Source organism: Massilia sp. 2TAF26 (assembly GCF_052115005.1).
Taxonomy (GTDB): domain Bacteria; phylum Pseudomonadota; class Gammaproteobacteria; order Burkholderiales; family Burkholderiaceae_D; genus Telluria.
Map to the genome: position 1 here is coordinate 18,235 of NZ_JBFRFV010000023.1, position 20,246 is coordinate 38,480.

17 protein-coding genes are annotated in these 20,246 nt (G+C 67.5%); 11 read left to right on the top strand and 6 right to left on the bottom strand.

Features of this window, described 5'->3' with window-relative positions; all coding sequences use genetic code 11:
- The first annotated feature begins 96 nt into the window (after positions 1 to 96).
- The 4 genes from AB4Z32_RS20500 (at position 97) to AB4Z32_RS20515 (ending at position 4,659) form a co-directional block, all read left to right on the top strand.
- Positions 97 to 459: an ArsC family reductase gene (locus AB4Z32_RS20500; RefSeq protein ID WP_442123717.1), complete on the top strand. Its 363-nt coding sequence runs from the start codon at positions 97 to 99 to the stop codon at positions 457 to 459.
- On the top strand, positions 456 to 1,607 hold the full coding sequence (dapE, locus tag AB4Z32_RS20505) for a succinyl-diaminopimelate desuccinylase (protein WP_442123718.1): 1,152 nt from the start codon (positions 456 to 458) through the stop codon (positions 1,605 to 1,607). Before AB4Z32_RS20500 ends, dapE begins: the two co-directional genes overlap by 4 nt.
- Positions 1,608 to 1,637: 30 nt before the next feature.
- On the top strand, positions 1,638 to 2,525 hold the full coding sequence (prmB, locus tag AB4Z32_RS20510; RefSeq protein ID WP_442123719.1) for a 50S ribosomal protein L3 N(5)-glutamine methyltransferase: 888 nt from the start codon (positions 1,638 to 1,640) through the stop codon (positions 2,523 to 2,525).
- 154 nt (positions 2,526 to 2,679) lie between these two features.
- Positions 2,680 to 4,659 (top strand): ATP-binding cassette domain-containing protein, encoded by a 1,980-nt coding sequence (locus tag AB4Z32_RS20515; RefSeq protein ID WP_442123720.1) that lies wholly within the window; start codon positions 2,680 to 2,682, stop codon positions 4,657 to 4,659.
- Positions 4,660 to 4,718: 59 nt separating this feature from the next.
- Here the strand turns inward: AB4Z32_RS20515 and AB4Z32_RS20520 are convergent, their stop codons facing one another.
- Positions 4,719 to 5,225: a chemotaxis protein CheW gene (locus AB4Z32_RS20520; RefSeq protein ID WP_442123721.1), complete on the bottom strand. Its 507-nt coding sequence runs from the start codon at positions 5,223 to 5,225 to the stop codon at positions 4,719 to 4,721.
- A 130-nt stretch (positions 5,226 to 5,355) separates the two neighbouring features.
- On the opposite strand from AB4Z32_RS20520, the gene AB4Z32_RS20525 reads away from it, so the two are divergent.
- Entirely contained in the window at positions 5,356 to 6,444 is a 1,089-nt protein-coding gene (locus tag AB4Z32_RS20525; RefSeq protein WP_442123722.1) for an HDOD domain-containing protein, read from the top strand.
- 146 nt (positions 6,445 to 6,590) lie between these two features.
- Here AB4Z32_RS20525 and AB4Z32_RS20530 read toward each other — a convergent pair whose 3' ends face one another.
- From AB4Z32_RS20530 to AB4Z32_RS20540, 3 genes are all read right to left on the bottom strand, one after another.
- Positions 6,591 to 8,459 carry a M2 family metallopeptidase gene (locus AB4Z32_RS20530; protein ID WP_442123723.1) on the bottom strand — a complete coding sequence of 623 codons (1,869 nt, stop codon included), beginning with the start codon at positions 8,457 to 8,459 and terminating at the stop codon, positions 6,591 to 6,593.
- A 39-nt stretch (positions 8,460 to 8,498) separates the two neighbouring features.
- The gene (locus AB4Z32_RS20535) at positions 8,499 to 10,397 is read right to left on the bottom strand and encodes a flagellar assembly protein A (protein WP_442123724.1); all 1,899 of its coding nucleotides are present in this window, start codon (positions 10,395 to 10,397) and stop codon (positions 8,499 to 8,501) included.
- Positions 10,398 to 10,534: 137 nt separating this feature from the next.
- Positions 10,535 to 10,933, bottom strand: a complete 399-nt coding sequence (locus AB4Z32_RS20540; protein ID WP_442123725.1) for a hypothetical protein — start codon at positions 10,931 to 10,933, stop codon at positions 10,535 to 10,537.
- A gap of 228 nt (positions 10,934 to 11,161) precedes the next feature.
- On the opposite strand from AB4Z32_RS20540, the gene ompR reads away from it, so the two are divergent.
- The 5 genes from ompR to AB4Z32_RS20565 all read left to right on the top strand — a co-directional run bounded on the left by ompR (position 11,162) and on the right by AB4Z32_RS20565 (position 15,734).
- On the top strand, positions 11,162 to 11,920 hold the full coding sequence (gene ompR / locus AB4Z32_RS20545) for an osmolarity response regulator transcription factor OmpR (RefSeq protein WP_442123726.1): 759 nt from the start codon (positions 11,162 to 11,164) through the stop codon (positions 11,918 to 11,920).
- A gap of 12 nt (positions 11,921 to 11,932) precedes the next feature.
- Positions 11,933 to 13,294: an ATP-binding protein gene (locus tag AB4Z32_RS20550; RefSeq protein WP_442123727.1), complete on the top strand. Its 1,362-nt coding sequence runs from the start codon at positions 11,933 to 11,935 to the stop codon at positions 13,292 to 13,294.
- A gap of 52 nt (positions 13,295 to 13,346) precedes the next feature.
- A complete protein-coding gene (locus AB4Z32_RS20555; protein WP_442123728.1) occupies positions 13,347 to 14,312 on the top strand; it encodes a threo-3-hydroxy-L-aspartate ammonia-lyase in 966 nt (321 codons plus the stop codon).
- A 158-nt stretch (positions 14,313 to 14,470) separates the two neighbouring features.
- Complete coding sequence (locus AB4Z32_RS20560; RefSeq protein WP_442123729.1) at positions 14,471 to 15,235, top strand: fatty acid desaturase; 765 nt, start codon at positions 14,471 to 14,473, stop codon at positions 15,233 to 15,235.
- Between the two features lie 88 nt (positions 15,236 to 15,323).
- Positions 15,324 to 15,734: a YXWGXW repeat-containing protein gene (locus AB4Z32_RS20565; protein WP_442123730.1), complete on the top strand. Its 411-nt coding sequence runs from the start codon at positions 15,324 to 15,326 to the stop codon at positions 15,732 to 15,734.
- Between the two features lie 3 nt (positions 15,735 to 15,737).
- On the opposite strand, the gene AB4Z32_RS20570 is transcribed toward AB4Z32_RS20565, so the two are convergent.
- Together AB4Z32_RS20570 and AB4Z32_RS20575 are read right to left on the bottom strand one after the other, a co-directional pair.
- Positions 15,738 to 17,699 (bottom strand): PAS domain-containing sensor histidine kinase, encoded by a 1,962-nt coding sequence (locus AB4Z32_RS20570; RefSeq protein WP_442123731.1) that lies wholly within the window; start codon positions 17,697 to 17,699, stop codon positions 15,738 to 15,740.
- A 6-nt stretch (positions 17,700 to 17,705) separates the two neighbouring features.
- Positions 17,706 to 19,769: a PAS domain S-box protein gene (locus AB4Z32_RS20575; protein ID WP_442123732.1), complete on the bottom strand. Its 2,064-nt coding sequence runs from the start codon at positions 19,767 to 19,769 to the stop codon at positions 17,706 to 17,708.
- 123 nt (positions 19,770 to 19,892) lie between these two features.
- Between AB4Z32_RS20575 and AB4Z32_RS20580 the strand changes: the two genes are divergently transcribed.
- On the top strand, positions 19,893 to 20,246 hold the full coding sequence (locus AB4Z32_RS20580) for a DUF4124 domain-containing protein (RefSeq protein WP_442123733.1): 354 nt from the start codon (positions 19,893 to 19,895) through the stop codon (positions 20,244 to 20,246).

Sequence of the window (20,246 nt, forward strand, 5' to 3'; positions counted from 1 at the left end):
GCCAGTCCGGCGACAGGCCCGGAATGCACTTGCTAAACTATCCTCAGTAGGTAGCGGGCTGTGCTATCCTTCGCGCCTTTCCCCAGTACCAATGCCATGAAAAAAACTCTCTACGGTATTCCGAACTGCGACACCGTCAAGAAAGCGCGCACCTGGCTGGCCGACCATGGCCAGGACGTCGAGTTCCACGATTTCAAGAAGCAGGGCCTGTCCCGCGAAACCGTGGCCGCCTGGCTCGAACAGAGCGGCTGGGAAACCCTGGTCAACCGCAAGGGCACGACCTGGCGCAAGCTGTCCGACGAGCGCCGCGCGCAAGTCGTCGACAAGGCCAGCGCACTGGAGTTGATGCTGGAGAATCCCTCGGTCGTCAAGCGCCCGGTCCTGGCCGGCGCCGGTCCGCTGCTGGTCGGTTTCTCCGCCGACCAGTACGAGCGGACTTTCGGAGACTGGCCGGCATGAAGACTTCGCGCACCCTGCAGCTGACCGAGGAGCTGATCGCCCTCGATTCGATCACCCCGCAGGACAAGGGCTGCCAGCAGCGCCTGAAGGAACTGCTGGCGCCGCTCGGCTTCGCCTGCGAGACCATCGAGTCGAACGGCGTCACCAACCTGTGGGCGCGCAGGGGTACGGCGTCGCCGGTGTTCGTGTTCGCCGGACATACCGACGTCGTGCCGTCCGGTCCGACCGAGCAATGGCAATCCCAGCCCTTCACGCCGACCCGCCGCGACGGCAAGCTGTACGGCCGCGGCGCATCGGACATGAAGACCTCGATCGCCGCGATGGTGGTGGCAAGCGAGGAATTCGTCGAGGCGCATCCCGGCCATGCCGGCTCGATCGCCTTCCTGATCACCAGCGACGAGGAAGGCCCGGCCGTGGATGGCACCGTGGTCGTCTGCGAGCTGCTGGAAGAGCGCGGCGAGACCCTCGATTACTGCCTGGTCGGCGAGCCGACCTCCAGCCACGTCCTCGGCGACATGATCAAGAACGGCCGCCGCGGCTCGCTGTCGGGCTGCCTGGTGGTCAAGGGCGTGCAGGGCCACATCGCCTATCCCCACCTGGCGCGCAATCCGATCCACCTGGCGGCGCCGGCCCTGGCCGAGCTCGCGGCGGAAAAGTGGGACGACGGTAACGAATACTTCCCGCCGACCAGCTGGCAGGTCTCGAACATCCACGCCGGCACCGGCGCCAACAACGTCATCCCGGGAACGCTTACGGTCGACTTCAACTTCCGCTTCTCGACCGCCAGCACGGCGGACGGACTGGAAGCGCGTGTGCACGCCATCCTCGACCGCCACGGCCTGGATTACGACCTGAAGTGGACCCTGTCCGGCGAGCCCTTCCTGACGCCGAAGGGCACGCTGTCCGATGCGATCTGCGGCGCCATCAAGCATGAGCTGGGCGTGAGCACCGAACTGTCGACCACCGGCGGGACCTCCGACGGGCGCTTCATCGCCCGCATCTGCCCCCAGGTGATAGAATTCGGGCCACCGAACGCCAGCATCCACAAGATCGACGAGCACATCGAACTGCGCTACGTCGATCCGCTCAAGAACATCTATCGCCGCACGCTGGAAGCGCTGCTGGCGCCCTCGCCGTCCGCGGCGTAACCGACTCTCTGCGAGATCATCGACATGGCCATGACCACGCCCAATTTCTGCACGCCGCGCGACCTGCTGCGCTACGCAGTCACCCGCTTCAACACCGCCAAGCTGTTCTTCGGCCATGGCAGCGCCGAGGCCCTCGACGAAGCCGCCTACCTGATCCTGCACACCCTGAAGCTCCCGCTGGACAAGCTCGATCCCTTCCTCGACGCGCGCCTGCTGCCGGAAGAAGTGCTGCAGGTGCTGGCCGTGATCGAGCGCCGCGTCAGCGAGCGCGTGCCGGCCGCCTACATCACCAACGAGGCCTGGCTGGGCAGCTATAACTTCTACGTCGACGAGCGCGTGCTGGTGCCGCGTTCCTTCATCGCCGAACTGATCCCGAACCAGTTCAGCCCCTGGGTGCAGGATCCGGACAGCATCGAGAACGTGCTCGAACTGTGCACCGGCTCCGGCTGCCTGGCGATCATGCTGGCCGACGCCTTCCCGAACGCCCTGGTCGACGCGGTCGACATCTCGAAGGACGCGCTGGCGGTGGCCGAGCGTAACATCCGCGACTATAAACTGATTGGCCGCGTGAACCCGATCGAGTCCGACCTGTACGAGAACGTGCCGTTCAAGAAGTACGACCTGATCATCACCAACCCGCCCTACGTGAACAGCGACTCGATGGGCAAGCTGCCGCCGGAATACCTGCGCGAGCCGCAGATCGCGCTGGCGGGCGGCGAGGACGGTATGGACCTGGTGCGCAAGATCGTCGACGGCGCCGCCGAACGCCTGACGCCGGAAGGCGTGCTGGTGGTCGAGATCGGCAACGAGCGAGAATATGCGGAAGCGGCCTTCGGCCATCTGGGTCTGACCTGGCTGACCACCAGCCAGGGGGATGATGCGGTGTTCCTGCTGACCGCCGAGCAGCTGGCACAATAATTTCGACCCTGTACGCTAGCACCGTCATCCCGTGACCAACGTCGCCCCCGCGACCAACGTCGCCCCCGCGAAGGCGGGGGCCCAAGTTCGCAGCGAACCATAAAAAACTTGGGTTCCCGCCTTCGCGGGAACGACGCTCTACCACTTAGTTCCCATGATCCGATTCTCCAACGTCAGTCTCATGCGCGGCACCAAGCCGCTGCTGGAAGACGCCGACCTCACCCTCAACCCCGGCGACAAGATCGGCCTGATCGGCGCGAACGGCGCGGGTAAATCCAGCCTGTTCGCCATGCTGCGCAGCGAACTGCACCCGGACCAGGGCGCGATCGACTTCCCGCAGCGCTGGCGCATGGCCTACGTGGCCCAGGAAACGCCGGCGCTGGACCGTCCGGCGATCGAGTACGCGATCGACGGCGACGCCAACCTGCGGACGCTGCAGGCCGAACTCGAGCGCCTGGAAGCGATGCCGCACAGCCACGACAACGGCATTGCGATCGGCCACCTGCACTCGGCGCTGGCCGACGCCGACGCCTACACGGTGCAGTCGCGCGCCGAACAGCTGCTGCTGGGCCTGGGCTTCTCGCTGGCGCAGATGCAGCAGCCGGTGGCCAGCTTCTCGGGCGGCTGGCGGATGCGCCTGAACCTGGCGCAGGCCCTGATGTGTCCGTCCGACCTGCTGCTGCTGGACGAACCGACCAACCACCTGGACCTGGACGCCATCATCTGGCTCGAGGACTGGCTGAAGCGCTACCAGGGCACACTGATCATCATCTCCCACGACCGCGATTTCCTCGACGAGATCGTCAACGTGGTCGTGCACATCGACGAGCGCAAGCTGAAGCGATACTCCGGCAACTACTCGGCCTTCGAGCGCCAGCGCGCCGCCCACATGGTGCTGGCCCAGGCGGCCTTCGAGAAGCAGCAGCGCACCCGCGCCCACCTGCAGTCCTTCGTCGACCGCTTCAAGGCCAAGGCCACCAAGGCGCGCCAGGCCCAGAGCCGCATGAAGGCGCTGGCCAAGATGGAAGAACTGGCGCCGCTGCGCGCCGCCGCCGAGTTCTCGTTCGAGTTCCGCGATCCCGCCTCAAGCCCGAATCCGCTGCTGGTGATGGAAGACGTCGACGCCGGCTACCCGATCCTCGACGGCCACGGCGACAAGGTCGGCGGCAAGACCATCGTCCACCGCGTGAATTTCTCGCTGCAGACGGGCCAGCGCATCGGCCTGCTGGGCGTCAACGGCGCCGGTAAATCCACGCTCATCAAGACCATCGCCAACGAACTGGCGCCGCTCGCCGGCACCGCGACTCTCGGCAAGGGCCTGGTGATCGGCTACTTCGCCCAGCACCAGGTCGAGATGCTGCGCCACGACGAGTCGCCGCTGTGGCACCTGCAGAAGATTGCGCCGACCACGCGCGAGCAGGAGCTGCGCAACTTCCTGGGCGGCTTCAACTTCCCGGGCGATATGGTGACCAGCCCGATCAAGCCCTTCTCCGGCGGCGAAAAGGCGCGCCTGGCGCTGGCGCTGATCGTGTGGCAGCGCCCCAACCTGTTGCTGCTGGACGAACCGACCAACCACCTCGACCTCGAGACGCGCGAGGCGCTGACCCTGGCGCTGGCCCAGTTCGAAGGTACGCTGGTGGTGGTCTCCCACGACCGTCACCTGCTGCGCGCCACCACCGAGGAATTCATTATCGTTGCCGACGGCCTCCTGCAGCCCTTCGACGGCGACCTGGACGACTACAAGGACTGGCTGTTCAAGACCAAGCTCGCCAAAGGCAATGAGACCACCCCTCTGCCTGCGAAGGACGACAAGCCGGCTGCCGCGCCGGCCGTGGTGCCCGCCGTCGACCGCAAGGAACAAAAGCGCCTGGAAGCCGGGGAGCGCCAACGCCTGGCCTCTCTGAAGAAGCCGATCGAGAACCGCCTCAAGCGCCTGGAAGAGCAGATGGCCAAGCTCAACGCGCGCAAGTCGGACATCGACGCGCGCCTGCTGGAGCCTGCGATCTACGAGGCCGACAAGAAGGACGAGCTGAAGACGCTGGTGGCGGACCAGGCTTTCCTGGTGCGGGATCTGGGTACGCTGGAGGAGGAGTGGCTGGAATTGCAGGAGCAGCTGGAGGCGTTGGCGGCCTGAGTTGGCTGATGCCCGTTGCTCTCGGCGCCAGCCGTCGTTCTAAGCTTATGGGCTGAGGCTCAGGCCACCTGCCGCGCCGCCGGCCGTTTCACCGACATCAGCTTTTCGATATCCACCAGAATCAGCCGCCGCCCGCCGGCCTGCCCCAGCCCGAGCAGGTAATCGGGCCGTCCGCCGTCCGCCGCCGCCACCGGCAGCGGCGCGACCTGTTCCGGCGCCACGGTGACGACGCCGGTCACGCCATCCACCACCATCCCCATCACGCAGTTGCTCAGCCTGAGGATGATCACGTCGGTCAGCGGGTCCGGCGCGTCCGGCGTGGTGCCGCAGGCCACGCGCATGTCGACCAGGGGGATGATCACGCCGCGCGAGACGGCCACGCCGCCGATGATCTCGCCGCTCGCGGCGAAACGCTCGAGCGCCTTGAGCACACGAAGTTCCTGCACCCTGGCGAAGTCGATGCCGTATTCGAGTCCGCCGAGCGTGAAGCTCAGGAACTGAAGCGCTTGGGAACCGCGAGAAGTCGTCGTGTCATGCATGGCGCGTCCTTTCTTCAAGATTGTCATGCTAAGGCGGACGCCTCATTTCACTTTGAGTCCAGTCAACTTTTCCTGAAAGCAAAAGCAAGCTTGCTTTCGCCGGGCCCGCCCGTACAATGTCCGCCCATGTGCGCAAGCGAAACGAAGAGGAATTGATATGTACCGGTGGCTGCGACGCCTGATTTCCGGCTCACCCGCGCCCGCGCGGCCCGAGCCTGCCCCTGCGCCCTCCTCGATGCCCGATCCCGTACCGACCGCGCCGCCTCCGCCCGCTGCGCCGGCTCCCGCAGCCGCCGGCGTCACAGCGGCGGATGCGGGCGCGCGTCCGGCCCGGCCGCCGGTGCCGTTCGAGCTGCTCGACCGCGTCGGCGGTGCCTGGAACGCCTGGCTGTACGAGCGCCCCGACGAGGGCGGGCTGGAACTGAATCCCCAGGAAGCCCAGGTGCTGGAGACCTTGGCCGGCATCCTGTCCTCGCAGCAGTCGGGCGCCGCGCTGGTGCGCCGCATGCCGGGCCTGATCCCGCAGCTGCTGCAAAGCCTGCGCAGCGAGAGCTTTTCCGGCAGCGCGCTGTCGCGCACCATTTCCTCCGACGTGGTGCTGGTGGCGGCCGTGATCCGTCTCGCCAACAGCTGCTACCAGGGCACCGGCGCCACCGTCACCAGCGTCGAGCAGGCCGTGATCCTGATCGGCCAGGAAGGCCTGCGCCAGCTGATCACGACGGTCGCCTTCCGCCCCATCATCGACGTCAATTCCGGCTTTTACGTGCGGCGCCTGGCGCCGATCCTGTGGGAGCACTCGGAGCGCAGCGCGCTGGCGGCGCGTACGCTGGCGCCGAGCCTCGGCATCGAAGCCTTCGACGCCTTCCTGGCCGCCCTGCTGCAGAACGTCGGGCTGACGGTGGCGCTGCGCAGCATGGACCAGGCGACCAGGGGCGAGGCGCTGCTCGGTTCCGGCGTGTTCTGGGCCCAGCTGGGCCGCGACACGCGCCGGCTAAGCGTCAACATCGCGCGCGAGTGGAACTTCCCGGACAGCGTGGTGCGGGCGCTGGACGAACAAGGCGGCCTGCGCAAGGGGGCTGTGATGTCGCCGCTGGGGCGCCTGCTGATGCTGAGCGATTACCTGGGCAAGGTGAGGATGCTGGTCGAGCAGGGCGTGGTGGAGGATGGGGATGCCGCGCTGTTTGGGGGGCTGCCTGAGGATGCGGCGACGTGTTACGAGTTGCTGGCTAAAACACGCGGCGCGTAATTGAGGCCGGCGGCTTGTAAACGTCGTCCCCGCGCAGGCGGGGACCCAAGTTTGCATGCGTTAACGTGATGCTGGCAGAACCTGGATCCCCCGCCTTCGCGGGGACGACGTTTTTGCGCTGCGTGAAACGCACGTGCAGCGACGGATCAGGGCTTCACCGACCCATCCGTCTTCGCCAGCTCCCGGTTCTGCTCATCCAGCCAGGCCTTCAGCGGCGCAAAATAATCCAGCATCGCCGTCGCATCCATCTTGTCTTCGCCGGTCACGGCCTTCAGCGCTTCCGGCCACGGCTTGCTCTTGCCCATCGCCAGCATCTGCTGGAACTTCGCACCCGCCTTCTTGTTGCCATAGACCGAGCAGCGGTTCAGCGGGCCGGTGTAGCCGGCTTCGCGGCACAGCGCGCGGTGGAACTGGAATTGCAGGATGGCGGCCAGGAAGTAGCGCGCGTACGGGGTGTCGCTGGCGACGTGGAACTTGGCGCCGGCGTCGAAGCCGTTGGCGGCGATCGGGGCCGGACGCGAGACGCCCTGGTACTGCTCCTTCAGCGCCCACCAGGCCTTGTCGTAGTCGGCCGGTTTCACCTGGCCGGCGTACACCTGCCAGCGCCACTTGTCGACCAGGTAGCCGAACGGCAGGAAGGCGACCTTCTGCAGCGCGGTGTACAGCAGCGGGCCGATGTCCTGGGACGGATCCGGCTCGCTCTTCATCAGGCCGATCTGCTTCAGGTAGGCCGGGGTGATCGACAGCGCCACGGTGTCGCCGATGGCTTCGTGGAAGCCGTCGTTGGCGCCGTTCTTGAACATCGGCGACTGCGCGCTGTAGGCCAGGTCGTAGTACAGGTGGCCAAGCTCGTGGTGGATGGTGCGGAAGTCCTCGGCGGTCGGGGTGATGCACATCTTCACGCGCACGTCGTCCTTGCCGTCCAGGTCCCAGGCCGAGGCGTGGCACACGACTTCACGGTCGCGCGGCTTGGTCAGCAGCGAGCGCTCCCAGAAGGTGGCCGGCAGCTGGCGCATGCCGAGCGAGGTATAGAAACCCTCGGCGTAGCGGGTCATCGCCACGGCGTCGGTCTTGCGCTCTTCCAGCAGCGCGGTCAGGTCCTCGCCGCCCTCTTTCGTGGCCGGCTTGAGCAGCGGGTACAGGTTGTCCCAGGTCTGGGCCCACATATTGCCCAGCAGGTGGGCCGGAATATTGCCGTTCTGCGGCACCACCGAGGCGCCATAGGCCTGGCGCAGCTTGTAGCGGGTATAGGTGTGCAGCGAATCGTAGAGCGGCTTGACCTGCTGCCACAGGCGCTCCATCTCGGCCGAGAAGGCCTCCGGGCTCATGTCGTAGCCCGAGCGCCACAGCGCGCCGGTGTCGGCATAGCCCATCGCACGGGCGCCCTTGTTCGACAGCTCGACATACTTCGCGTAGTCGTCCTTGTAGGCCGGCGATTGCGCATGCCAGCCGAGCCAGACTTCCTTCAGGCGGTTCGGATCGTGGCTGGTGGCCAGCACCTTTTCCAGCTCGCCGAGCGGCATGCAGGCCGGCGCGGCGGCACCGGCGGCGGCCGGCGGGCAGTACTTGGCCGAACCATAGGCGCCGGTCATGTGGGCCGCCAGGCGGGCGTAGGCGCCACGATCGGCGGCGTCCGGCAGCATCAAAGTCTGCTGCATCAGCATCAGCTTGCGCGCGCTGGCTTCCGGCAGTTTCAGGTCCTTGTAGCGGCGCGACTTCAGGGCGGTCTCGCCGCTCAGGGTCAGGAAGCCTTCGTTGGCCTGGGCCGTCATGGTCTGGGTGTCGAGCGTGATGAAATTCTCGGCCACCCACTCGGCGCGCTGGGCGTCCAGGCCTAGCTGCTCGAGCTTCTCCTCGGCGTCCTTGATGAAGCGCTCAGCCTCGGCGACGGTCGGTTTGCCCTGGGTCTTGACGGGTGTCGCCTTGGCGGTGGCTGCGTTGGCGCCGGCCGGCAGCGCCAGGACGGCGCCCGCCACCAGCGTCGCGATCAGGCTGCGTCGGCATGTCGTATGCATGGTCTTCAAGCTGTCTCCTCTCTGTTCTCTTGGGATTCGTCAGGCCGTCGCGGCCTGCTCGCTGCTCCATGCAAAGCTGCCCTGCGCGCCGGAGAACAGCAGCTCCCCGGTCTGCGGCCCGCGCAGGCGCGCCTTGATGTCGCGCGGGGCAATGATATACGGACTGCCGGACGCCGGGCTGAATCCGAGCACGCGTACCAGGGTGTCGCCCTGCACCCGGTGCACGGTAACGGCGGAGGTGCAGGCGGCGTCGCGGCGCTGGCGCTCGAGGTCGGCCAGCACCTTGCGGCCCTGCTCCAGGTCCGTATCCAGCTGCTTGATTTTGGCGGACACCTCGCCGATCGCCTTCAGCGCCGGCGCCATGTCCTGCGCCATGCGCTGGAACTGGCGCCCCTGCTCGGGGGTGAAGCTGATCTCGTTCTTGCGAACGCGCGAGGCCAGGATCAGGTAGCGGCGCACATCCGGCTGCGCCGTCAGCCCATCCATCTGCGCCTTGTGCTGGACCGCCAGCTGCTCGAACTGGGCCAGGCGCGCGCCCACCGCCGCGATCACTTCCTCGACCTGGGCGCCTTCCGGCAGCAGCGCGTAGACCAGCATCTCGCCCTGCTTGCGCGGCATCGCGAATTCGACCGTCACGCGGCGGCCGGCAATCGCGCTGCCCTCGGCCTGGCCGATGTGCACTTCGTCGCCGATCACCTCGCAGTTGACCGCATGCGCGATCGTGACGCGGGTGCCGGACACCACGCAGTTCTCGGCGCGTTCCAGCACCACCGCGCCGTCCTCGGCCTGCAGCACGGCGCCGGAGGCCACGCCGCACACACGGATGTCGCCGCGCCGGTTGTGGGCGCTGCCGCCGACCAGATTGGCATGCAGCAGGATGGTGCCGCCGCGCGAGACCAGGCGCCCGAACACGTCGGCGTGCAGGGTGATGCTCTCGCCCTCGATGACGCGCATTTCCTGCACCTCGCCGAACTCCTCGTAATCGCCCGTCAGCTGCAGGTTGCCGGTGGTCTTGGCGCTGACGCCGTCGCGGCTGACGATCTTGGCACCCACCGAAATCCGGCTGGTCGAGGAGTCGACCGTCAGGAAGCCGGCCTGCTGCGAGACCAGGAACTCGCCTTCCTTCAGGCGCTCGACCTTCGTGCCCTCGCCGGCATATTCGCCGAGGTCGAGGTCGCGCCCGGGCTTGGCCGTCAGCTGCGCACCCGCCATCTCGAAGCCGGGCTCGCCTTCGGTGAGCGGGATCTTCTGCAGCAGGCGTACGCCGGGCTGGATCTGCGGGAAGCGGTTCTGGAAGCTGCCCAGGTCGAGTTTCCCGTTGGGCAGCTGGCGCGGCGCGTCGTTGCGGTGGATGTCCTCCGAGACTTCGGCGATGCGGGCATCCTGGCCCGGCACCGGATCGAGACGGCGCGCCACAGTGATGCGATCGGCCTTGCCGGTGGCGATGGCGGCGCGCACGGCGTCGAGGTCGACCCCGAAGCGGATACCCTTGAGCCAGATGTCGGCGACGAACTCGTCGAGGTCCAGGCGGGCCGGCATGCCAGGACCGTCGGGGTTGGCGAGATCGGGCAGCCAGACCGGCTCGAAATAGTATTCGGCGCATCCGCCGCCGATCTTCACCGAGCGGTAGAGTTCGCGCCGGGCGGGATCGAAAGGCAGGATGTCGGCGGCGATGCGGGCCAGGACCGTGCCGTCCGCCGCTTTCGGCAGCGCGGGGCCGTAGTCGAACAGGGCCTTGAGCAGGACCGGGTAATCGATACCGGAGAGGTAATGGCCGCCGCGCAAGATGCTGTCGATGGCGGCGACCAGGGTCGTGCCGAGCACGGCGGGATCGGCGTAGACGCCGTCATGGCGCTTGGCGATGCAGTGCTCGGGGCCGGTGGCGGCGAAGCGGGCCGCCTGTGCTTGCGCCGGCGCTGCGGCAGAATCCGTAGGCACTTGATACTCCCAATCCAGGTTACCTACCCCGGCAAGGCTTGGGCCAAGGTATAGACTGGGTAGCGTATCACGTTGCAGACGCTAAATAAACATCTGGCAACTAGATTGCATCAAAGAAATAACCCGGCGTGGAGCAATCAACGCTTGGGCGGGTACAGATCCATGCCCGCTTCGTTGATCTGGCGGCGCAGGTCGCGCCGTTCGTCGGGCGTCATGCGAGGGCTGCGGCGCGACTCGCGCTGCTCCTGCTGGAGCTGCTGCTGTTGTTGCTGCTGCTGGTATTGCTGCTGCAGGCGGCGCTGTTCCTCGTACGCACGGACGTCGTAGCGCGGGTCGCGGTCCTGCGAGATGTGCCCGCGGCCGGACTGCTGCATCGACGGGTCGTCGCGGCGGTCGAGCTGGCGGTCGCCATACTGCTGGGCGAACGCGGTCCCGGCACCGCCGATGACCAGGGCGCACGCCAGCGCACTGCGAAGCGCGCAGCGGGCGATCCGCCCTGCCTTCGTTCCTGCGTAGTGGTGAGTGACGCTGTTCATGGTGTGCCTCTTCCGCGATGCCAAGTAAGGGGATAAGCTGTGATTCAGATTCAGTTTCAGTTTCAGTTTCAGTTTCGACTTGAGGCCAGTGTAGGTGGATTCCACTGGTGGTATAAGGCCAAATGGGTAAAGTTTGTAACACAATGTAATGCCTCAGCAATATCTCCCGTTCGCGAAGCCATATGAAGTTACCATAGCGACATTAATCTGACAAATCCTGACAGACTCATGAATGCAACTACCCCGAATAACGCAGGCCAGAACAGTGGCCATTCCGCGAAAATCATGGTGGTCGACGACGACGTGCGCCTGCGCGACCTGCTGCGCCGTTACCTGACCGAACAGGGCTTCCAGGTCGTGACCGCGGAAAGCGCGCCGGCCATGAACAAGCTGTGGCTGCGCGAGCGCTACGACCTGCTGGTGCTGGACCTGATGCTGCCCGGCGAGGACGGCCTGTCGATCTGCCGCCGCCTTCGCGGCGCCGGCGACCAGACCCCGATCATCATGCTGACCGCCAAGGGCGAGGATGTGGACCGCATCGTCGGCCTCGAGATGGGTGCCGACGACTACCTGCCGAAGCCCTTCAACCCGCGCGAACTGGTGGCCCGTATCAACGCGGTGCTGCGCCGCAAGGGCCCGGACGAGATCCCCGGCGCGCCTTCCGAGACCCCGCAGACCTTCGAGTTCGGCGACTTCGTGCTCGACCTCGGCACCCGCACGCTCAAGAAGAACGGCGAGACCGTGCCGCTCACCACCGGCGAATTCTCGGTGCTGAAGGTGTTCGCCCGCCATGCGCGCCAGCCGCTGTCGCGCGAGAAGCTGATGGAACTGGCGCGCGGCCGCGAGTACGAGGTGTTCGACCGCTCGCTCGACGTCCAGATCTCGCGCCTGCGCAAACTGATCGAACCGGATCCGTCCAGCCCGCTGTACATCCAGACCGTGTGGGGCCTGGGCTACGTGTTCATCCCCGAAGGCCAGCCGCGCTAAGTGTCCCAGGCGATGTTCGAAGCACCCCGCGCGCGCCTGCTCGGCCGCATGAAGAGCGGCCTGTTCTGGCGCACCTTCCTGCTGCTGTCCTTCCTGACCACGCTGTCGATGGCATCGTGGATCGGGATGATCAACGTATTCCAGCGCGGCCCGCAGGCCGAGCAGACCGCCGAGCTGCTGGTCTCGGTGGTCACCCTCACCAAGGCCGCGCTGACCCACTCGGCGCCCGACCTGCGGCGCGAACTGCTGTTCGAGCTGGTGTCCAACGAAGGCATCCGCATCCTCACGCTGGAACCGGACGACAAGGTCGAGCCGCCGCCCTCGAACGCGCTGATGCCAGAGATCGCCGCCATGGTGCGCGAGCGCCTCGGCAAGGACACCCGCTTCTCGCGCAAGGTGAACGACATGCCGGGCTTCTGGGTCAGCTTCGACATCGACGGCGACAAGTACTGGCTGATGCTGGAACGCGACCGCCTGGCCGGCCTCACGCGCGTGCAGTGGCTGGGCTGGGCCACCGTGGTGGGCGCCCTGTCGCTGCTGGGCGCGGCCCTGATCTCGACCCTGATCAACCGGCCGCTGGCGCGCCTGACCGCCGCCGCGCGCGCGATCGCCCAGGGCAAGCGCCCCGCCGCCCTGCCTGAAAAAGGCTCGAAGGAGATCATCGAGGCCAACCGCAGCTTCAACCAGATGGTCGACGACCTGCAACAACTCGAGAAGGACCGCGCGATCATCCTCGCCGGCATCTCGCACGACCTGCGCACGCCGCTGGCGCGCATGCAGCTGGAGGTCGAGATGGCCAACCTGTCGCAGGAAGCGCGCGACGGCATGCAGTCCGACATCGCGCAGATGGACGCCATCATCGGCCAGTTCCTCGACTTCGCGCGGCCGACCGAGGCCGCCACCTTCGTGCCGGTCGACCTGTCCGAGCTGCTCGAAGACTGCGCCCACACGGCCGACCGCCTGCCGGACGTGCGCACCGCCACCTCCATCGAGCCGGGCATCGAGGTGCCGGCCAACGCCACCGACCTGCGGCGCGTGATCAACAACGTGATCGAGAACGCCCGCCGCTACGGCAAGACGCCGGGAAGCGACGTGACCGAGATCGACATCGCCTGCCACGTGAAGATGACGGGCCACGGCCGCCGCGCCGTGGTCGAGATCGGCGACCGCGGGGTCGGTGTGCCGGACGACCAGATCCAGCAGCTGATGCGCCCCTTCACCCGCCTGGACAGCGCGCGCGGCCAGGCCAACGGCGCCGGCCTCGGCCTGGCGATCGTCGAACGCGTGATCAGCCGCCACAACGCCGAGCTGCTGGTGCGCAACCGCGAAGGCGGCGGGCTGGTGCTGCAGTTTGCCTTCCCGCTGGCGGCCTGACCCTCCGCTATACTGTCGCCTTTCGATCCAACCGAACGAAGGGCCGACAGACATGACCGACACCCAACTCCAGTACGCCGACGTCGAACAGGCGGCCGCCCGCATCGCCGGCGCGGCCCACCGCACCCCGGTGCTGACCTCGCGCACCGCCGACGCGATGGCGGGCGCGCAGCTGTTCTTCAAGGCCGAGAACTTCCAGCGCATGGGCGCGTTCAAGTTCCGCGGCGCCTGCAACGCCATCGCCAGGTTCAGCGAGGCGCAGCGCCAGGCCGGCGTGCTGACCTTCTCGTCCGGTAACCACGCGCAGGCGATCGCCCTGTCGGCCAGACTGGCCGGGATCCGCGCCACCATCATCATGCCGAAGGACGCGCCGGAGCTGAAGGTGCGCGCCACCCAGGGCTATGGCGGCGAAGTCATCTTCTACGACCGCTATACCGAGAACCGCGAAGAGATCGGCGCCCGCCTGGCGAAGGAGCGCGGCATGACCCTGATTCCGCCCTACGACCATCCGGACGTGATCGCCGGCCAGGGCACCGCCGCCAAGGAATTGTTCGACGAGGTCGGCGAACTGGACCTGCTGCTGGTGCCGCTGGGCGGCGGCGGCCTGCTGGCCGGCAGCGCGCTGTCGGCCTCGAAGCTGTCGCCGAACTGCCGCGTGATCGGCGTCGAGCCGGAAGCCGGCAACGACGGCCAGCAGTCGCTGCGCAGCGGGAAGATCGTCGACATCGGCGTGCCGCAGACCATCGCCGACGGCGCCCAGACCAGCCACCTCGGCCATCACAACTTCGCCGTGATCCAGCGGCTGGTGTCGGACGTCGTCACCGTCAGCGATGCCCAGCTGGTCGAGACCATGAAGTTCTTCGCCGAGCGCATGAAGACCATCGTCGAGCCGACCGGCTGCCTGGCCGCCGCGGCCGCCCTCCATGGCGCGGTGCCGGTGGCCGGCAAGAAGGTCGGCATCCTGATCAGCGGCGGCAACGTCGACCTGGCGCGCTTCGCCAGGCTGGTGGCCGTCTAATTTACGCAAGCGGGGCAAATGCGAGGAACAGGCGGTAAAAGCGCCTGTAATCGTGGCTTAGAAAACAACGCCGCCCCGCTATTCTTCTTCCCAATTTGTCATCCACAAAAGGGAAGAAGATGTTCTCAGGGTTTATCCACCTCTCGCCAGCAGCAGTCATGATTGCGATGGCGATCTCGTTCGCGCTGACCACCGCCGCGAGCGAGCTGTACCTGCACCGCTCGCGCACGCACCGGGCCATCACCTTCCATCCGCTGCTGTGCCAGTTCTTCCGGATGTGGATGTTCCTGACCACCTTCGGCCTGACCACCAAGGCCTGGGTGGCCGTGCACCGCAAGCACCACGCCAAGACCGACACCGCCGAGGATCCCCACAGCCCGATCGTGCACGGCCTCTGGGCCATCCTGACCAAGGGCGTGCTCTTCTACCGCAAGGCGGCCCTGAATCCGGAAGTGATCAAGACCTACGGCGTCGGCATCAAGGACGACTGGATGGACACCCACCTCTACACCCGGCACCGCATGAAGGGCGCCTGGTTCTTCCTGCTGGCCGAGATGGCGCTGTTCGGCATCGAGCACGGCTTCTATATCTGGCTGTTCCAGCTGTCGGTATCGCCGATCTGGGCCGCCGGTTTCGTGAACAGCTTTTTCCACGTGGTCGGCTACCGCAACTTCGAGACGCGTGAGCATTCGCGCAATTTCTTCCCGATCGGCATCATCTTCTGGGGCGCGGAGCTGCACAACAACCACCACGCCTACCCGGGCTCGGCAAAGACCTCGATGCGCTGGTGGGAATTCGATGCCGGCTGGCTGGCAATCCGCGTGCTGGCCCTGTTCCGCCTGGTGACGATCAACCGCGTCGAGAACGGCATCGTCGAACAGGGCGCTGCGGCCGACCTCCCGGGTAGCGGCCTGAAGGCCTGAAGGCCTGAACACGTTAAGCCGCGCACAGTCGGGCTGGCTTCCGAAGCGTAGAGTGAACCTGCAGTATCACTCTTACAAGGAGGCCACAATGAAAAACCTGCACAAGCTTCTGATCGCCAGCCTGATCGCCGGTTCCGTCGGCAGCATCGCCGTCCCGGCGGTCGCCGATACCGTCATCATCCGCGAAGCCCCGCCGCCGCCGCGCGCCGAGCGCACTCCGCCGCCACGCCGCGGCTATGTGTGGGCGCCGGGCCACTGGGAATACCGTCACGGCCATTACGCCTGGGTGCGCGGCACCTGGCTGCGCGAACGCCACGGCTATGCCTACAACGCCCCGACCTGGGTGCAGCGCGACGGCAGCTGGGTAATGGAACGCGGCGGCTGGCGCCGTGGCGACCGTGACGGCGACGGCATCCGCAACGGCCGCGACCGCGATCGCGACGGCGACGGCGTACCGAACCGCTACGACGCCCGTCCCAACAACCCGAACCGCAGCTGAGGTCTAGTCGGGAGCCGTGGCAAGGTTGACGGTGAACACGCTGCCCTTGCCCGGCCCCTGGCTGTAGGCACTGACCGTGCCGCCGTGCAGCATGACGATGTTGTGCACCAGGGCCAGGCCGATGCCCAGTCCGCCCTGGATCGACCCCGGCATGCGTTCGGCCCGCGTGAACAGCTCGAACACATGGGGCAGCAGCCTGGGCTCGATGCCGACGCCGTCGTCGCGCACGGCGATGCGCACCGCCGGCGCCTGGCGCATGACCGACAGCAGGATCCTGCCGCCGGGCGGCGTGTACCTGATTGCATTGTCGAGCAGGCTGACCAGCACCTGGACCAGGCGCCTGGCGTCGCCGATCACGGCCGGGCCGCGTCCCGGCCCATCCTCTTCCTGCTCCACCACCAGCGCATGAGCGCGCGCCCCGGCCGCCGGCCGCACCTGCTCGACGGCGGCGGCGACGATGCCGGCCACCTCGACTCTCGAGCGTTCCAGCTGGATCTGGCCGCGCGTGACGCGCGAAACGTCCAGCAGGTCGTCGACCAGGGCGCCCAGGTGCTGCACCTGGCGGCCGATCTCCTGGCCGGCTTCCAGCACCCGCGCGTCGGCGGCGTGCGCCGACTGCAGCGTCGCCATCGCCTTCGAGATCGGCTCCAAGGGATGGCGCAGCTCCTGCGCCAGCATCGCCAGGAACTCGTCCTTGCGCCGGTCCTGCTCCTGCAGCGAACCATACAGGCCCGCATTCTCGAAGCCGTTCGCGGCGATCGACGCCAGCTGCGCCAGGATGGCTTCGTCTTCTTCCGTGAACCCGCCCTGCTTGTCCCAGGCCTCGATCAGGCCGATGTTGCGGCCCTTGCGGTCGACCAGGGGCACGGCCAGGCGGGCGCGCATCGGTGCGGGCTCGGCGCCGTCGTCGGCGCGCGAGACCGCCTTGATGGCCTGGCGCACATGCGGCCCTTCGCTCAGCGACACGCCGGCATGGCGCACGCCGAGGATCAGGCGCACCTCCTCCACCAGCGCGCTGGCGATGTCCTTCGAGGACAGCGCGGTGTGCAGGGTGCGCGAGGCCCGCGCCAGCTTGTCCAGCAGCGCCGAGTTGCGCTTCTCCAGATCCAGGCGCTGGGCCAGCTCGGCCAGCGCCATGACCTTCTCGTGGATGTCGGTGTTGGCGCCGATCCATTCGCGCACCGCACCGTTCGGGTCGAGGATCGGCACGCTCTTCACCGCGGTCCAACGCCAGGCGCCATCGGCCCGGCGGACCCGGTACTCGGTCGCGAATTCAGTGCGCGATGCCACGCTGGCCTGCCACAGGTCGCGGGCGCGCTCGCGGTCGTCGGGGTGGATGGCGGCCAGCCAGCCGAAGTCCCTTCCTTCTTCATAGGACTGGCCGGTGAAGGCCCGCCACGAGGGCGAGTCTTCGCGCACCCGGCCGTCCGGCGCACCGGTCCAGACGATCTGCGAAGTCGCCATCACCAGCGAGCGGAAGCGCTCCTCGCGCAGGCGCAGGGCGGTTTCCGCCTCCACCTGCTCGGTGATGTCTTCGTGCATCAGCATGACTTCGACCACCGTGCCGCGCTCGTCGATGATCGGGTGGGCGCGCGCCCGGATCCAGCGCACGTGCGCCACCCCGCCCAGCAGCGCGGTGTCGAATCGGATCGGCGGAATCTCGACCGACTCGCCGGCCAGGGCGCGCCGCAGATAGCCGGTGACGCCGCTGGCGACCAGCTGCGGATCGGTCAGGACATTGAGCGCCCCGCTGAGGAAAAGCTCCTTGAGCGGCGAGCCCTCGTGGATCTGGAACAGCGTTTCCCAGGCCTTGTTGACGCCCAGCGTCCTGCCGTCCGGGGCCAGGATCTGGATGCTGACCGGGGCCTGCTGGAACAGCGCCTGGAAGCGCTGCTCCTGGCTGGCGCCTGGCCCGGGACCGGCACCGGCACCGGACGATGCCGCGGAACTGAAGTCGTTTTGCATGTCGTTTTACCCGATGGCGTCGAGAGTCACCGTGAACACGCTGCCCAGACCTGGCCCTTCGCTGTGGGCGGCGACCGTGCCGCCGTGCAGGCCGACGATGTTGCGGACCAGGGCCAGGCCGATGCCGAGGCCGCCCTGGGCACGGTCCGGCGTGCGTTCGGCCTGGGTGAAGAGGCCGAATACATGCGGCAGCAGCCTGGCGTCGATGCCGATGCCGTTGTCGCGGATGGCGATCGCCACCCTGCCCTCGCCGCAGCCGACCGAGAGCGCGATGCGGCCGCCGCGCGGCGTGTACTTGGCCGCATTGTTCAGCAGGTTGACGATCACCTGCACCAGGCGGTTGGCGTCGCCGGTCACGGCGGCGCCGGGCGGCACCTCGCCGATCGCGAGCGCGTGCTCGCGCGCCTCGAACTGGGGCCGGGCCTGCTCGACGGCGCTGGCGACGATGGCGCCGACCTCGACCCGCTCGCGCTCCAGCTGGATCAGGCCCCGGGTCACGCGCGAGACGTCCAGCAGGTCGTCGACCAGCGAGGTCATATGGCGCACCTGGCGGCCGATCACTTCGCTCGCCCTGGCGACCCGTTCCTCGCCGGCGTGGCCGAGCTTGAGCATCTCCGCCGCCGCCGCGATCGGCGCCAGCGGGTTGCGCAGCTCGTGCGCCAGCATGGCCAGGAATTCATCCTTGCGCCGGTCCTGCTCCTGCAGCGAGGCGACCAGGCGCGCGTTCTCGAAGCCGGTCGCCGCGATCGCGGCAAGCTGCACCAGGATGGCTTCGTCCTCGGCCGTGAATTCGCCCTCGGCCTTGTCCGAGGCCTGGATCACGCCGATATTTTTTCCCTGGCGGTCGATCAGCGGCACCGCCAGCCAGCCGCGCATCGGCGGATGCTGCGCCGCATGCGCGCCGAAGCCCTTCCACAGCCGGTGCGCCAGCAACTCCTCCTGGGTCAGGCGCATCGTCCGGTTGCTGCGACAGACTTCGGCATAGATCCCGCTGCCGTCCGGCGCCGCGTCGTAGCTGCGATAGCGCGCATACTTGTCGGACAGCGACACCGCATTGATAGCCTGCGCCAGGTTCGTGCCGTCGTTCAGCGACACCACCGCCTGGTGCACCTCGAGGATGGCGCGCACCTCTTCCACCAGCGCCTCGGCGATGGCCTTGTCCGACAGCGCCGAATGCAGGATACGGGTGGCCTGGGCGACCCTGGCCAGCAGGGCCGAGTTGCGCTTTTCGCGCTCCAGCCGGTGGGCCAGCTCGGCCTGGGCCATGACCATGTCGTGGATGTCGGTGTTGGCGCCGATCCATTCGCGCACGGTCCCGTCCTCATCGGTGACCGGCGCGCCCCGCACCGCCGTCCAGCGGTAGCCGCCGTCGGCGCGGCGCAGCCGGTACTCGGCCTCGAACACGGTGCGGTGCGCCACGCAGTGCAGCCACAGGCGCTCGATGCGCTCGCGGTCGTCCGGGTGCAGGGCCTCGAGCCAGCCAAGGGCCTTCCACTCGTCATAGGACTGGCCGGTGAAGGCGCGCCATGAGGGCGAGTCCTCGAGCACGCGGCCGTCCGGCGAGGTGGTCCAGACGATCTGCGAGGTCGCCATCACCAGCGAACGGAAGCGCTCCTCGCGCAGGCGCAGCGCGCGCTCGGCCTCGACCCGGTCGGTGATGTCCTCGTGCATCAGCAGCACGTCGAGCACGGCGCCGCTGTCGTCCTTGATCGGATGGGCGCGCGCGATGACCCAGCGCGCATGCTGGACGCCGCCCTCGAGCTGGCCGACGTCGTAGCGGATCGCCGGGATCTCGACCGACTCGCCGGCCAGCGCCCGCCGCAGATAGGCGTGGACGCCCTTGGCGACCAGCTGCGGATCGGTCAGCACGTTGTACTGGCCGAGCACGAAGCGCTTCAGCTCCGAGCCCTCGTGGATCTGCCACAGCGCCTCCCAGGCCTTGTTGACGCGCAGGGTGCGGCCGTCGGGCGCAAGGATCTGCAGGCTGACCGGGGCCTGGCGGAACAGTTCGCGAAAGCGCAGTTCCTGGCTGGCGGCGTTGTCGGGGGTGGTCGGCATGTCGGGCATCATGTCACAGTTTCCCGCTGAGCGCACGCGGGAGGCTTGTCAAAGCAACATTCGTTCACGGTGAGTCAGCGAACAGAGAGCGGCGGGCGCGGCGGGCAGGATGGGAACCAGGTAAAGGAGAACATCATGAAGCGTCCAGTTACACTGCTGAGCATCGTTGCCGCTGCCGCCTGCGCGGCATCGATGGCAACCCCGGCCGCGCTGGCCGGCAACGAGATCGTCAAATGCGTCGACGCGGGCGGCCACGTGACCCTGACCGACCAGCCCTGCGAAGCCGGCAGCGCCACCGTGAGGCTGTCGAGCGAAACACCGCCGCCGCAGCGCCACGTGCTCCCGGCCACCGAGCTGCGCCACGAAGGATGGAAACGGCCGCAGGAACCCAAGGCGGCCCCGCTGTCGCGCGACGTCGCTACCCTGAAGGCGGCGCGCCGCATGCTGATGCTGCAGGAAGCTCGTCCGCGTCTGGCCGGGCTGAACTGA

Coding starts and splice junctions, on each gene's coding strand:
- AB4Z32_RS20500 (WP_442123717.1), top strand. CDS start 97: ATGAAAAAAACTCTCTACGGTATTCCGAACTGCGACACCGTCAAGAAA.
- dapE (WP_442123718.1), top strand. CDS start 456: ATGAAGACTTCGCGCACCCTGCAGCTGACCGAGGAGCTGATCGCCCTC.
- prmB (WP_442123719.1), top strand. CDS start 1,638: ATGACCACGCCCAATTTCTGCACGCCGCGCGACCTGCTGCGCTACGCA.
- AB4Z32_RS20515 (WP_442123720.1), top strand. CDS start 2,680: ATGATCCGATTCTCCAACGTCAGTCTCATGCGCGGCACCAAGCCGCTG.
- AB4Z32_RS20520 (WP_442123721.1), bottom strand. CDS start 5,225: ATGACAATCTTGAAGAAAGGACGCGCCATGCATGACACGACGACTTCT.
- AB4Z32_RS20525 (WP_442123722.1), top strand. CDS start 5,356: ATGTACCGGTGGCTGCGACGCCTGATTTCCGGCTCACCCGCGCCCGCG.
- AB4Z32_RS20530 (WP_442123723.1), bottom strand. CDS start 8,459: ATGCATACGACATGCCGACGCAGCCTGATCGCGACGCTGGTGGCGGGC.
- AB4Z32_RS20540 (WP_442123725.1), bottom strand. CDS start 10,933: ATGAACAGCGTCACTCACCACTACGCAGGAACGAAGGCAGGGCGGATC.
- ompR (WP_442123726.1), top strand. CDS start 11,162: ATGAATGCAACTACCCCGAATAACGCAGGCCAGAACAGTGGCCATTCC.
- AB4Z32_RS20550 (WP_442123727.1), top strand. CDS start 11,933: ATGTTCGAAGCACCCCGCGCGCGCCTGCTCGGCCGCATGAAGAGCGGC.
- AB4Z32_RS20555 (WP_442123728.1), top strand. CDS start 13,347: ATGACCGACACCCAACTCCAGTACGCCGACGTCGAACAGGCGGCCGCC.
- AB4Z32_RS20560 (WP_442123729.1), top strand. CDS start 14,471: ATGATTGCGATGGCGATCTCGTTCGCGCTGACCACCGCCGCGAGCGAG.
- AB4Z32_RS20565 (WP_442123730.1), top strand. CDS start 15,324: ATGAAAAACCTGCACAAGCTTCTGATCGCCAGCCTGATCGCCGGTTCC.
- AB4Z32_RS20570 (WP_442123731.1), bottom strand. CDS start 17,699: ATGCAAAACGACTTCAGTTCCGCGGCATCGTCCGGTGCCGGTGCCGGT.
- AB4Z32_RS20575 (WP_442123732.1), bottom strand. CDS start 19,769: ATGATGCCCGACATGCCGACCACCCCCGACAACGCCGCCAGCCAGGAA.
- AB4Z32_RS20580 (WP_442123733.1), top strand. CDS start 19,893: ATGAAGCGTCCAGTTACACTGCTGAGCATCGTTGCCGCTGCCGCCTGC.